The 12944-nt window shown below is 70.9% G+C and carries 11 protein-coding genes, 1 tRNA gene and 1 pseudogene; 8 read left to right on the forward strand and 5 right to left on the reverse strand.

Annotation, left to right across the window (positions count from 1 at the left end):
- Nucleotides 1-45: 45 nt before the first annotated feature.
- A complete protein-coding gene (locus tag AC5WRT_RS06755) occupies nucleotides 46-876 on the reverse strand; it encodes a glycerophosphodiester phosphodiesterase (protein WP_496092119.1) in 831 nt (276 codons plus the stop codon).
- A 260-nt stretch (nucleotides 877-1136) separates the two neighbouring features.
- Here AC5WRT_RS06755 and AC5WRT_RS06760 point away from each other — a divergent pair, with 260 nt between their 5' ends.
- Nucleotides 1137-2627 carry a S1C family serine protease gene (locus AC5WRT_RS06760; RefSeq protein ID WP_496092118.1) on the forward strand — a complete coding sequence of 497 codons (1491 nt, stop codon included), beginning with the start codon at nucleotides 1137-1139 and terminating at the stop codon, nucleotides 2625-2627.
- A 188-nt stretch (nucleotides 2628-2815) separates the two neighbouring features.
- Nucleotides 2816-2900, forward strand: a tRNA-Ser gene (locus AC5WRT_RS06765).
- A 491-nt stretch (nucleotides 2901-3391) separates the two neighbouring features.
- On the opposite strand, the gene AC5WRT_RS06770 is transcribed toward AC5WRT_RS06765, so the two are convergent.
- The 4 genes and pseudogenes from AC5WRT_RS06770 to AC5WRT_RS06785 form a co-directional block, all read right to left on the reverse strand.
- Nucleotides 3392-3676 carry a hypothetical protein gene (locus tag AC5WRT_RS06770; protein ID WP_496092117.1) on the reverse strand — a complete coding sequence of 95 codons (285 nt, stop codon included), beginning with the start codon at nucleotides 3674-3676 and terminating at the stop codon, nucleotides 3392-3394.
- 529 nt (nucleotides 3677-4205) lie between these two features.
- Complete coding sequence (locus AC5WRT_RS06775) at nucleotides 4206-5087, reverse strand: hypothetical protein (RefSeq protein ID WP_496092116.1); 882 nt, start codon at nucleotides 5085-5087, stop codon at nucleotides 4206-4208.
- Nucleotides 5088-5855: 768 nt separating this feature from the next.
- Nucleotides 5856-6188, reverse strand: coding sequence for a primase alpha helix C-terminal domain-containing protein (locus AC5WRT_RS06780; protein WP_496092338.1), 333 nt, complete (start codon nucleotides 6186-6188; stop codon nucleotides 5856-5858).
- Nucleotides 6189-6197: 9 nt separating this feature from the next.
- A pseudogene (locus tag AC5WRT_RS06785) lies at nucleotides 6198-6883 on the reverse strand (bifunctional DNA primase/polymerase); the annotation flags it as partial.
- Between the two features lie 201 nt (nucleotides 6884-7084).
- Here AC5WRT_RS06785 and AC5WRT_RS06790 point away from each other — a divergent pair.
- The 6 genes from AC5WRT_RS06790 to AC5WRT_RS06815 all read left to right on the forward strand — a co-directional run bounded on the left by AC5WRT_RS06790 (nucleotide 7085) and on the right by AC5WRT_RS06815 (nucleotide 12827).
- A complete protein-coding gene (locus AC5WRT_RS06790; protein WP_496092115.1) occupies nucleotides 7085-7402 on the forward strand; it encodes a hypothetical protein in 318 nt (105 codons plus the stop codon).
- A gap of 226 nt (nucleotides 7403-7628) precedes the next feature.
- Nucleotides 7629-8603 (forward strand): bifunctional MaoC family dehydratase N-terminal/OB-fold nucleic acid binding domain-containing protein, encoded by a 975-nt coding sequence (locus AC5WRT_RS06795; RefSeq protein WP_496092114.1) that lies wholly within the window; start codon nucleotides 7629-7631, stop codon nucleotides 8601-8603.
- 4 nt (nucleotides 8604-8607) lie between these two features.
- Entirely contained in the window at nucleotides 8608-9078 is a 471-nt protein-coding gene (locus tag AC5WRT_RS06800; protein WP_496092113.1) for a MaoC family dehydratase, read from the forward strand.
- Nucleotides 9075-10241: a lipid-transfer protein gene (locus AC5WRT_RS06805; RefSeq protein ID WP_496092112.1), complete on the forward strand. Its 1167-nt coding sequence runs from the start codon at nucleotides 9075-9077 to the stop codon at nucleotides 10239-10241. Before AC5WRT_RS06800 ends, AC5WRT_RS06805 begins: the two co-directional genes overlap by 4 nt.
- 214 nt (nucleotides 10242-10455) lie before the next feature.
- Nucleotides 10456-11049 (forward strand): SigE family RNA polymerase sigma factor, encoded by a 594-nt coding sequence (locus tag AC5WRT_RS06810; protein ID WP_496092111.1) that lies wholly within the window; start codon nucleotides 10456-10458, stop codon nucleotides 11047-11049.
- A 122-nt stretch (nucleotides 11050-11171) separates the two neighbouring features.
- Nucleotides 11172-12827 carry a long-chain fatty acid--CoA ligase gene (locus tag AC5WRT_RS06815; RefSeq protein WP_496092110.1) on the forward strand — a complete coding sequence of 552 codons (1656 nt, stop codon included), beginning with the start codon at nucleotides 11172-11174 and terminating at the stop codon, nucleotides 12825-12827.
- Nucleotides 12828-12944: the final 117 nt, after the last annotated feature.

Raw genomic sequence — 12944 nt, forward strand, 5'->3', positions numbered from 1 at the left:
CCCGCGCACGGCTTCTTTACCGGCCTCTTGAGATCACACGGCGGGTCACACCCGTCCCAGCTGCCCCAGCACGGCGCGCGGCCGGTTGGTGATGATGGCGTCGACGCCGAGCTCCACGCACAGATCGACGTCCTCGGGCTCGTTCACGGTCCACACATGCACCCGGTGACCGGCGCGTTTCAGCCGATCCGCATAGGCGGGATGGTTGCGCAGGGTGCGGATCGAGGGGCCCGCGATCCGCACACCCGCGGGCAGCCGTCCGTCGCGCAGCCGCGGTGTGAGGAACTGCACCAGATAGACGGTCGGCAGTGTCGGCGCGGCGGCACGCACCCGGTGCAGCGAACGCGCGGAGAAGCTCATGATCCGCACCTGGGACTCGACGGCGGAGGCGGGTGCGTCCAGTCCGAACCGCTTCAGCAGCGTCAGCAGCCGCTCCTCGACCTGGCCGGCCCAGCGCGTGGGGTGCTTCGTCTCGATGGCCAGCTCCACCCGCCGCCCTGCGTCCGCGACCAGCTCCAGCAGCCGCTCCAGGGTGAGCACGGAGGTGTCCGTGGGGTCCTCCGGCCGGGACACCCAGTCCGGCTCCTCGTCGCGTCCGCGCCAGCTGTCGCGCGTCTTCCAGGAGCCGAAGTCCAGGGCGGCGAGATCGGCCAGCTCCAGCGCGGAGACAGCGCCGCGGCCGTTGGACGTACGGTTGACCCGCCGGTCGTGGACGCAGACCAGATGGCCGTCGGCGGTCAGCCGTACGTCGCACTCGAGGGCGTCGGCGCCGTCCTCGATGGCCTTCTTGTAGGCGGCCAGGGTGTGCTCGGGCGCGTCTTCGGAGGCGCCCCGGTGGGCGACGACCTGGATGGAGCGCAGTGATGCGTGGGTCACCGCGTCATGGTGCCACCGTCCGGGGGCACGTGGTGCGCCTCGGGCATACCGAGTAGCCGTTTATGTAACTTTTGCCCTAAAAGCCCTATGTAAAGAATGGCCATGGACCCACAGCCACCGCTTATGGTGCTCTGACGGCCCGTGGGAAAAGCTGACTGCATACAAACGGAGCAGTGACGAACGGCCACTGCACCGTGCACAGCTGCCGAGCGTGACCGAGTGCGACCGAGAACAACAGCCGTGGACCGAGGAGAAGAGCTGTGAGCACCGAGAACGAGGGCAACGAGGTACCCAAGGCCCCGTCCGCACCTCCCGTGCCGGTGGACTCTCCCGCCGCCTCTTCGCAGAGCCACGCCGCCGGGGGAAGCGAGCCGACGGCGCCTCTCCCGCCCGTACCGCAGAACGCTCCGGACGCCTCCGAGCCCCAGCCGGGCGGGCCCTCCTCTCCGCACGCCTCCGCCCCGGCCCCCGACGGCTCCTGGCCGCCCCCGCCTCCGGCGCACCCGCCGTACGGCGAGGGCCAGGCCTACGGCGGCGGCCCGGCCGGCGGCTTCGGCGCGGACGGTGCGGGCGGCGCCGGCGGCGCCGGTGGCTGGGGAGCGTCGTACCAGCAGCCCGCCCCCAAGCCGCGCGGCGGACGCGGCGGTCTGGTCGCCGCGGTCCTGGTGGCCGCTCTGGTCGCGGGCGGCCTGGGCGGCGGACTCGGCTACACCCTGGCCAAGAACAACGACAGCAACGGCTCCACCACCGTCTCCGCCTCCGACAGCGGCGCCGCCCAGGTCAAGCGCGCGCCCGGCACGATCGCCGGCGTGGCCGCCAGGGCGCTGCCCAGCACGGTCACCATCGAGGCCCAGGGCAACAACGGCGACGGCGGCACCGGCACGGGCTTCGTCTTCGACACCCAGGGCCACATCATCACCAACAACCACGTCGTCGCGGACGCCCTCGACGGCGGCAAGCTCACGGCCACGTTCCCCAACGGCCGCAAGTACGACGCCGAGGTCGTCGGCCACGCCCAGGGCTATGACGTCGCGGTCATCAAGCTCAAGAACCCCCCGTCGGACCTGAAGCCGCTCCCCCTCGGCGATTCCGACAAGGTGGCCGTCGGCGACGAGACGATCGCCATCGGCGCCCCCTTCGGCCTGTCCAACACGGTGACGACCGGCATCATCAGTGCCAAGAACCGTCCGGTGGCCTCCAGCGACGGCAGCGCCACCAGCAAGGCGTCCTACATGAGCGCCCTGCAGACCGACGCCTCGATCAACCCGGGCAACTCCGGCGGCCCGCTGCTGGACGCCTCCGGCGCGGTCATCGGCATCAACTCGGCGATCCAGTCGACCAGCAGCGGCGGCTTCGGCTCCGGCCAGTCCGGCTCGATCGGCCTGGGCTTCGCCATCCCGATCAACCAGGCCAAGTACGTCGCCCAGCAGCTGATCAAGACCGGCAAGCCGGTCTACGCCAAGATCGGCGCCTCCGTATCGCTCGAGGACTCCAGCGGCGGCGCGAAGATCACCGACCAGGGAGCGGCCGGTTCCGCCGCGGTCGAGGCGGGAGGCCCGGCCGACAAGGCGGGCCTCAAGCCCGGTGACGTCATCACGAAGCTGGACGACATGGTCATCGACAGTGGCCCGACCCTGATCGGCGAGATCTGGACCCACAAGCCCGGCGACAAGGTCACGATCACCTACAAGCGCGGCGGCCAGGAGCACACGACCCAGCTGACGCTGGGCTCCCGTGTCGGCGACAACTGACGGTCCGCACACACGCGTACGGGCGCCTCTCGCGCGGTTCCCGGGGCTCGTCGAGCGGGCGCCCGGGTCGTCCGAGGCCGCCCGCGCGTCCCGTACCGGCTCGCGGAGCCCGGCGCGGACCACACCGCCCGCCGGTCCTCCGATCCCGGTACGCTGTACCCGCTCCGTCCCAGGTGGGACGGGGACGAGGTGGGTTGCCCGAGCGGCCTAAGGGAACGGTCTTGAAAACCGTCGTGGCGCGAGTCACCGTGGGTTCAAATCCCACACCCACCGCGCAGGTAGAACGGCCTCTGACCAGGTGACACGGTCGGGGGCCGTTCTCATGTCTGTTCCCTGCGGCTGACCGGTGTTCCCCGTGGTTACCCGCTCGTTGGGGCACGTGGGGGGCACGGATCCCAGGGAGCCCGGGGGAGCGGCCCTCTGGACACCGCCCGCCCCTGAGGAAAAGGCCGACTGAGCGGGAAACTGAGACGGACAACGTAGAAGGGCCCCACCTCACGGTGGGGCCCTTCTACGTATTGCCCGGTGAGAGCAATGGCGGAGGATACGAGATGCGAACTCGTGAGGGGTTGCCCCCAACACGCTCTCCAAGTCTGTTGGTGGCTCGCGGGGCCACGTGCAGCGGCGTTCACCTGCGTTCATGGTCGGCTGGCGGCCTCTGTGAGGACGGCCTGGGGTCTCGCCTGAACGGCCGTGAACGGGGCTGAATGAGACGGAAGCCGAGACGGGCCTCGCCGTTGCTGATCTGAGCGATGCCATCGGGTCTACAGACCGCGAAGCGCCTCGTAGAGGTCGCCGTAGGCGCTCCAGCAGTCGACACTGCCATCGCCGTTCAGACTGCCCATGTACCAGTCCTCATCGTTGACCGGCTTCACCAGACACAGCCCGTGGAACCCAAGGACGATCTCAGGATGGAGCCGTTCGTCTCCTCCCGGACGGCCCACCCACGTCACGACGCGATCGGTGTCGAGAGCTACGGAGTCCCGATCTCCGGAGACGTCGCGGATCTCCTCCAGAGTCCACCCTGCCGGTAGCTGCTCGCCTGCCATCACATGATGATGACAGCTACCGCACCTGAATTCGGCGCTCCTGGGCCCCTTCAGAGCACCGCATTAGGAGTTCATCCGGCTGATCTACTGATTAGGGCTCCGGCTCTCTCCGCCTGCCCTACGTGGTCCGGGACTGGTTCTCCGGATACGGCAGTGTGCGCGGGTGTTGCCGTCAAAAAGTGCCGTCAAGCCAATACGCGCGACAGTGCGGCTCTATCCGGACGCCGCGCTTGGCCGGTCAGGATGGCGTCCCGCCAGGTGGTGTGGGGATCAAGACACCGGAATCCGCAGGCCAGGGGCGTTGTCGCCGCTCGATCGGGTGTCCAACTCGCCGTACCGGGACGCTTCGTTGGCTGCGGCCTCCAGGTAGATCGCCATGGGCCTCGAAGCGGAATGCGTAGCACTTGATCCCCTACATCACCTCGCGGGACACGACCCCGGTCAGCTACGCACAGGCTGCCGTCGGCCGCAGCCCTTACTGTCGAAGAGCTCGCGCGCCGACCGGGCCGTCATCGGGGCATCGGTCCGGTCAGCCTGTGCAGCCCGGGATCGGAATGTCGCTGCCGGCGCAGTTGGTGGGCATGTTGCCATTGACCCGGCTGTTGGTCAGGGTGACGGTGCCGCCGGTGTTGAGGACACCGCCGGGAGCGACGTCCGCCACGTTGTTGTTGACGTTGCTGTCGGTGATGGAGGTGCTGCCTCCGCCGATGTTGGCGACGCCTCCCGCCCGGTAGGCTCGGTTCTCGTTGATGTTGGACCTGGAGATCTGCAGTGTGCCGTCGTTGGCTACGCCGCCTCCGACGCCGTTCACGGCGGCGTTGTTGGCGGTGTTGTCGACGATGCGGCTGAGAACGATGGTCATGTTGCCGTCGTTCGCAACACCACCGCCGTTGACGTTGGCGGTGTTGCGCATGATGGAGGTGCCTTGGATCCGAGTGGTGGTCCTCGATCCTCCGCCGATTCCTCCCGAGAAGTTGGCGTGGTTGTCCTGGATGATGCTGTCGATGACGGTCAGTTTGCCGCGGTTGGCGATGCCGCCGCCGAAGTCGGGCGCGTCACCGTTGGTGACGGTGGCATCCTGGAGGGTGAGGTCGCCGCCGGGGGCGACGGCGAGGATGCCGAAGCGCTGCGAGGACGAGCGGGTGATGGTGCTGTGCCGGGCGTCGATGGTGACCGTGGCGGCGATGTCCTGCAGTGGAAAGGTCAGCGTGTAGGTGCACCCTGGCGCCAGGGTCAGGTCTCCGCCTCCCTGATCGTTGGCCTCGTCGATCGCCCTGTGCAGGGCCCTTTCGCTGCACGGGACGAACGTGTGTGCCGACGCGGGAGCGGCGGTGGCGACGACCGTAGCGAGTGCTCCGGCGCACAGGGCCTGCGCCATGAGCGCAGAGGACTTGCGGGTGAAGATGGGCATGTGACTCCTTCGGGATCCCCGATCGGGAGCGCCGCCGGTGTCGATGCCGGTGACGCTGTGAGAGCGCTGCCGGTGTTCCCTGATCTTCATGCGGTGCTCACGGCGGAAGCCCGTTGTCCCTCGTACAGTGCAGCGGTTTTCGCGCGTACGGCGGACCGGAACCTTCCAGGTGCAGGCGGAACCTGACCGGGCTTCCGCCACGGCTGGACATCGATCTCGTCCTTCCCGGCACTGCATGAGGCGCGGGCATCCACGTGGTCCGAGCAACGTGCCGTCCGGCTCACGACTGCCCGCCAGGCCTTCCGTCCGTGGTGTCGGCGTCTTCACGGCTACGTCTTCGCCACGCGGAACGGCCGGCCGGTCGAGCCTGGGAACGTCTACCGGTCCTTCAAAACGGCCCGGACCATGATTGGTCCGGGCCGTTTTGCCTGGCCACACCCACCGCGCAGGTGAACGGCCCCCGACCAGCAGGTTGGTCGGGGGCCGCTGTCATGCGCCTCGCCCGTCACCAACGGCGGTTCCCCACTGGTTCGCGATCGATCGGGCACGGGAAGGACGCGGCGGGCACGACGGTGCCGGCTCCGCGGGGGGTGTCGGCGCGCCTCTCACCCGCGGCTCGGCGGTCGGCGGTCGTGATCGCCGAGAGGTCTGGAAGACCGTCGTGGCGCGCGTCACGGCGGGTCCGGATCCCACACCCGCCGCGGATGTCGTGCCGGGGTGCCTCCCCAGGGGGCGCCCCTTCCGTGTGCCGGGGCGTCGAGCCCGCCGTCACGGCCGGTGCCCCGTCATCCGTGCCGCCGAGGCGATGGTCGCGCGGGCTTCGCGTTCCGAGAGGCCGGTGTTGAGGGCGGCCTCGGTGAGGGGGTCGGCCAGGGCGGGGCCGATGCCGTTCTCGTAGGCGCGGCAGGCCGCCCAGAAGAGGCGGGTGTTGCGCTGCCCCTCGTGTGCGCAGAGCACGAACTGGACCAGGCCGCGGCCGTGGTCGCCGGGGGCGGGCGGGTCCGGGTGCGCGGGCCGGGGCGGGGGCGTGAGCAGGCGCAGGAGGGACGGCGGGCAGACGGCGGGGGTCAGGTGCGTGGTGCCGGGCGCGGTCGTGTACACGCCGTGGTCGGTGCGGGAGCCGGGGCCGACGAGGTAGCCACCGGCGCCGCGGATGTCGATGCCGGGGGCGAGCCGGCCGGCGGAGTTACGACGACGTCCGGCGGGCCGGTGAGCCACAGGTGCCGTCCGCCGCTCGGGGTGCGGACGACGACCGTCTCCGGAATGGTGAACAGGTGCCGCAGGGCGAGTTCGCGCAGCGCGGTCGAGGAATTCGTGCCGGACTTGGTGTCCAGGTCGACACCGATCAGATGGTACGGCGGCAGTCCGCAGGCGATGCCGTAACCGGTGGCCCAGGGCGCGGCGGCGAACATTTCGCGGATGCGGGCCGGGTCGGTGGAGGCGTCGTACACGCCGTGCCCGAAGCGGCCGCACTCACCGTGGCACCGCGGTCCGGCAGGGTCGGGGCGGTGGGGGGAGCGCAGGGCCGGGAGCTTCGTCCGGGACAGGGGGATGACGGCCAGGCCGCGTTCGGCGGCTGACAGCGCGTGTGCGAGGGCCAGCGTCGTGGCCTGCCGGTCGGTGGTGGCCATGGCTCCATGTTCGTACGTACGTTCGAAAAAGGAAAGAGGGGGCCGCAGTGACGCGCCGAGTGCGAGGAATATGGCCGGAAATATGGCGGAACGATTCATCCGTTGTGTCGCTTGAGAGGCGGAAGATACCGCTTGGCCACTCCCGGGGTCGAGGAGAGGAAGCATGCCGATAAGGGTTTATCGACTTGTCATCACGCTTGCGTGCGAATCATGCCTTCCTGGGTGGTTCGCCCTGGATCCGCTGGGCAACCCTGATCTCGCGACGTCGTCCACGACAGTCGGAGCGGTCGGCCAACCGCCCTGACGCAAGCCGTAGTTCACGTGCTCCCGGCCCTAGGGCCCGAGTGCTTGGTTCTGGAGGAACACATGGCAAGCATCCGTACCGCCCGCGTTCTCGCCGCTGTCGCCGCGGTCCCGCTCGCAGCCGCCCTCTTCGGTGGCGTGGCGGCCGCCGACAACGGCGCCCTCGCGGACAACGGATCGAGCGCCAACACCGGTGTGGCGGGGGTCATCGGCAGCGGAGTCGGCCACAACAACAACGGCAACTCGTCCACCACGCAGCAGAACGCGGTCGGGCGCGGTGCCTCGAACCAGAGCAACACCGCCCAGGTCGACCGCTCCGCCTGGACGACCGTCCAGCAGGGCGACGAGAACGTGGCCGTCTACTTCACCCGCCTGTGGTGACCTTCGGGCGAGGCCCCTCCCGGTGAGGGTCCTCGCGGGGTGTGCTTCGGGGTCGTGACACGTCTGCGCGGCGGTGCTTCGGGACCGCCGCGCGGACGTTTTCCCGCGCCGGGAGGTGGGGTGGAGCGGTCGGGTTCCGGTGGTGCGGGTTGACAGCCGCAGCTGCCTGACGGACAGTCAGAAACCGTCGCCCGGACCGTGGGCGGCGGGACGAGGAGGGGCGGCGGTGAGCGCGAGGGACGTGGAGCCGGCGGGCGCCGATCCCGGTGGGCTCGGGGCGCGGCTCAAGGCGTACGAGGGGCGACCGGCCGCGGTCGCCGGGGCGGGCAGGGATCCCGTGAACGCGCCGATGATCCGGCACTGGTGCGAGGCCATGGGGGACACCAACCCGGCCTACTGCGGCCCGGACGCCATCGCCCCGCCCACCATGCTCCAGGCCTGGACCATGGCCGGTCTGTCCGGACATCAGGGCCGTACCGGCGCCTACGACGAACTGCTGTCCCTCCTCGACGCCTCGGGCTGTACGGCCGTGGTGGCCACCGACTGCGAGCAGGAGTACGTGCGCCCCCTGCGGCCGGGCGACCGGGTCACCTTCGACGCGGTGATCGAGTCGGTCTCCGACCGCAAGACGACGAGACTCGGCACCGGGTACTTCATCACGACCCGCACGGACATCCGGGCCGGTGGCGGTCTCGTGGGCACGCACCGCTTCCGCATCCTCAAGTACGCCCCGGCCCGCCCAAAACACCCGGCCCCGCGCCCCCGCCCCGTGGTCAACCGGGACAACGCCGGCTTCTGGCAGGGCGTGGCCGAGCACACCCTCCTCATCCAGCGCTGCACGGGCTGCGGCACCCTGCGCCACCCCTGGCTGCCGGGCTGCAACGCCTGCGGATGCCCGGACTGGGACACGATCGAGGCGAGTGGCGCGGGCACGGTCTTCTCGTACGTGGTGATGCACCACCCGCCCTTCCCGGCCTTCGACCCCCCGTACGCGGTCGCCCTCGTCGAACTCGCCGAGGGCGTGCGGATGGTGAGCAACGTGACCGGAGTGCCGTACGACAAGGTGCGCATCGGCCTTCCGGTCCGGGTGGAGTTCCGCGCCTACGAGGACGCGGAGGGCGCGCCGGTCCTCCCGGTCTTCCGGGTCGTCGAGGGGCACGGTACGCCGTGCACGGGGGAGTCGGACGGGCGTGGGGAGTGAGGAGATGACGACGGCACCGACGGTGGGCGGGCTCACGGCGGGCGCGGAGCTGCCCCCGCTGGAGATCCCGGTCACGCGCACGCTGATCGTGGCGGGGGCGATCGCGTCGCGGGACTACCAGGACGTGCACCACGACGCCGAGGCGGCCAGGCAGAAGGGCTCGCCGGACGTCTTCATGAACATCCTGACGACGAACGGACTCGTCGGCAGGTACGTCACCGACCACTTCGGCCCGGCGGCGACGCTCCGCAAGGTCGCCATCAGGCTCGGGGCGCCCAACTACCCTGGGGACACCCTGGTGTTGACGGGCCTTGTCGAGGCGGTCGACGGCGACACGGCGACCGTACGGGTCGTCGGCGCCAACGCCCTCGGCAGACATGTCACGGGCACGGTGACAGTCACGGTCTCCACGGCACCGGCTCAGGCACCGGCTCAGGCACCGGCTCAGGCACCGGCTACGGAGGCGGCCCCGTGAGCCCGCGGGCCCGCGACGCCCTGGGCGGTCGCGCCGCGATCGCCGGGATCGGGGCCACCGAGTTCTCCAAGGACTCCGGGCGCAGCGAGCTGCGGCTGGCGGTGGAGGCGGTGCGGGCCGCGCTGGACGACGCGGGGCTCGCACCGGCGGACGTGGACGGGATGGTGACGTTCACGATGGACACCAACCCGGAGATCACGGTGGCCCAGGCCTGCGGGATGGGGGAGCTGTCCTTCTTCTCCCGCGTGCACTACGGCGGCGGTGCGGCCTGCGCGACCGTGCTCCAGGCGGCGCTCGCGGTGGCGACGGGCGTGGCGGAGGTCGTGGTCTGCTACCGCGCCTTCAACGAGCGCTCGGGCCGCAGGTTCGGCGCCGGCGTGCAGTACCGGGAGCCGTCGGCGGAGGGCGTGGCGCTCGGTTGGGTGCTGCCGTTCGGGCTGCTCACCCCGGCCTCCTGGGTGGCGATGGCGGCCCAGCGGTACCTCCACGTGTACGGGCTGCCCCCGGAGGTGTTCGGGCACGTGGCCGTGGTGGGCCGCAGGTACGCCGCGACGAATCCGGCGGCGTACTTCCACGGCCGTCCGATCACGCTCGCCGACCACGCGGCGTCCCGCTGGATCGTGGAGCCGCTGCGGCTGCTGGACTGCTGCCAGGAGACCGACGGCGGGCAGGCGATCGTCGTCACCTCCGTGGAGCGGGCGCGGGACCTGCCGCATCCCCCGGCCGTGATCGCGGCGGCCGCCCAGGGCGCCGGCCGGGCGCAGGAGCAGATGACCGGCTTCTACCGGGACGATCCGACCGGCCTGCCGGAGATGGGCGTGGTGGCCCGCCGGCTGTGGACGGCGTCCGGACTCGGCCCGGCCGACATCGACGTGGCGATCCTGTACGACCACTTCACCCCGTTCGTGCTGATGCAGCTGGAGGAGTTCGGGTTCTGCGGAAGGGGGGAGGCGGCGGACTTCGTGGCCGAGGAGAGGCTGCCGCTGAACACGCACGGGGGCCAGCTCGGGGAGGCGTACCTGCACGGGATGAACGGCATGGCGGAGGCGGTACGCCAGCTGCGGGGCACGGCGGTGAACCGGATACCGGGCGCGACCCGCACCCTGGTGACGGCCGGCACCGGGGTCCCGACCTCGGGCCTCGTCCTGACGAGGGACACCTGAATCCCGCACCGGGACCCGGCCCTCGTCCTCGGGGTCGGACCAGCGGCCGACCCGACCGTTGTCCGGGCGGCGTCGGGGTCGTACCCGCAGACGGAGTGCGACCGCCGTCCACCTTCAGGAGGTGGGGCCGGCCCCACCCCTACAACCTGAGGGGGATTCCGCTTCGGGACCTGCGGGCGATCCGCCGGGGCTGCCCCGCTCCTAGCGTGGAGCCATGACCACACCCGTCTGCACCAGTGCCTCGGCCGCCGCAGCACCAAGGCGGCAGGCCCTCCCCCACCACCGGCTGCGGCCGAGCGTGGAGGCTCCCCCGTATCCGACGTTCGCGTCGTATGTGCGGGCCCGCCAGCCGGTCCTGCTGCGGACCGCGCGCTCGCTCACCGCGAACCTCAGCGACGCCGAGGATCTGCTGCAGACCGCGCTGGCCAAGACGTACGTCGCCTGGGAGCGGATCGAGGACCAGCGGGCCCTCGACGGCTATGTGCGCCGCGCGCTGCTGAACACCCGGACCTCGCAGTGGCGCAAGCGCAGGGTGGACGAGTTCACCTGCGACGAGCTGCCCGAGCCCGAGCCGGTACCCGGCGAGGACGACCCGGCCGAACGGCAGGCGCTGCACGACGCCATGTGGCGCGCGATCACGAAACTCCCGGCGCGGCAGCGGGCGATGGTCGTCCTGCGCTACTACGAGGACCTCAGTGAGGCCCAGACCGCCGAGGTGCTCGGGGTGTCGGTGGGCACGGTGAAGTCGGCAGTGTCGCGTGCGCTCGGCAAGCTCCGCGAGGACCCCGAGCTGGGCCTGGTCCGCTGACCCGGAATTCCCTTGCCTTTTCCTGCCTGTGACTTCTCCCCTAGTGACATACCGCGCGGTATGTGCGCAGAATCAGCGCAACCTCTACCACCGCGTAGGCAGTGTCGCCCCGGGAGGACCCCGTGCTGAGCACCATGCAGGACGTACCGCTGACCGTCACCCGCCTCCTCGTGCACGGGACGCTGGTGCACGGGCGGTCGCAGATCACCACCTGGACCGGGGAGGCCGGGCCGCAGCGGCGCAGTTTCGCCGAGGCGGGGAGGCGCGCGGTGCAACTGGCGAACGCCCTGCGCGACGAACTCGGTGTCCGGGGCGACGACCGGGTCGCCACCCTGATGTGGAACAACGCCGAGCACGTCGAGGCCTACTTCGCGATCCCCTCCATGGGCGCCGTGCTGCACACGCTCAATCTCCGGCTTCCCGCCGAGCAGCTGGCGTGGATCGTCAACCACGCGGCCGACAAGGTCGTCATCGTCAACGGCTCCCTGATCCCGCTGCTCGCCCCGCTGCTGCCCAAGCTGCCGACGGTCGAGCACATCGTCGTCTCCGGCCCCGGTGACCGCACCCCGCTCGAGGGCGCGCGCGCCCGGGTCCACGAGTACGAGGAGCTGATCGCGGACCGGCCGACCACGTACGACTGGCCGGAGCTGGACGAACGCCAGGCCGCCGCCATGTGCTACACCTCCGGCACGACGGGCGACCCCAAAGGCGTGGTCTACAGCCACCGTTCGATCTACCTGCACTCGATGCAGCTCAACATGACCCAGTCGATGGGCCTGACCGACCAGGACACCTCGCTGGTCGTCGTCCCTCAGTTCCACGTCAACGCCTGGGGCCTGCCGCACGCCGCCTTCCTGACCGGCATCAACATGCTGATGCCGGACCGTTTCCTCCAGCCCGCGCCGCTCGCCGAGATGATCGAGCGGGAGAAGCCGACCCACGCGGCGGCCGTTCCGACCATCTGGCAGGGCCTGCTCGCCGAGCTGAACGACAGGCCCCGCGACGTCTCCTCCCTCGCCCAGGTCACCATCGGCGGCGCCGCGTGCCCGCCCTCCCTCATGGCGGCCTTCGACAAGCTCGGCATGCGCGTCTGCCACGCCTGGGGCATGACGGAGACCTCGCCGCTGGGCACGGTGGCCCGTGCGCCGGCCCACGCGGTGGGCACCGAGGAGGAGTTCGCCTACCGCCTCACCCAGGGGCGCTTCCCGGCCGGTGTGGAGGCCCGCCTCACCGGGCCCGACGGCGAACGCCTCCCGTGGGACGGCGAGTCGGCGGGCGAGCTGGAGGTGCGCGGCCCCTGGATCGCGGGCGCCTACTACAACGGCCCCGACGCCGGACCCCTGCGCCCCGCCGACAAGTTCAGCGAGGACGGCTGGCTGAAGACCGGTGACGTCGGCACCATCTCCCCCGACGGCTTCCTCACCCTCACCGACCGCGCCAAGGACGTCATCAAGTCCGGCGGCGAGTGGATCTCCTCGGTGGAGCTGGAGAACGCGCTGATGTCCCACCCGGACGTCGCCGAGGCCGCAGTGGTCGCCGTACCCGACGACAAGTGGGGCGAGCGCCCGCTGGCCACGGTCGTTCTCCGCGAGGGGGCCACCGCCGACTTCGAGACCCTGCGCGCCTTCCTCGCCGAGGAGGGGAAGATCGCCAGGTGGCAGCTGCCCGAGCGGTGGACGATCGTCGAGTCGGTGCCGAAGACGAGCGTGGGCAAGTTCGACAAAAAGGTACTGCGCAGGCAGTACGCGGACGGCCGGCTGGACGTCACCCGCCTGTGAGGCCGCCGGGCGCGCCGGGCGGCGGTGCGTGCCGCCCGGCGCTTCGCCGTCGGCTGCGGGCAGTCCCCGGGCACGGCGATCAAGAGACCACCGGACCGTGCCCGGGGTGTGCGCGCA

Source organism: Streptomyces sp. NTD91 (genome assembly GCF_059510455.1).

What these genes read in the sequence shown, in the direction of transcription:
- AC5WRT_RS06775 (WP_496092116.1), bottom strand. Translation starts at nt 5,087, where the DNA reads ATGCCCATCTTCACCCGCAAGTCCTCTGCGCTCATGGCGCAGGCCCTG.
- AC5WRT_RS06810 (WP_496092111.1), top strand. Translation starts at nt 10,456, where the DNA reads ATGACCACACCCGTCTGCACCAGTGCCTCGGCCGCCGCAGCACCAAGG.
- AC5WRT_RS06800 (WP_496092113.1), top strand. Translation starts at nt 8,608, where the DNA reads ATGACGACGGCACCGACGGTGGGCGGGCTCACGGCGGGCGCGGAGCTG.
- AC5WRT_RS06790 (WP_496092115.1), top strand. Translation starts at nt 7,085, where the DNA reads ATGGCAAGCATCCGTACCGCCCGCGTTCTCGCCGCTGTCGCCGCGGTC.
- AC5WRT_RS06770 (WP_496092117.1), bottom strand. Translation starts at nt 3,676, where the DNA reads ATGGCAGGCGAGCAGCTACCGGCAGGGTGGACTCTGGAGGAGATCCGC.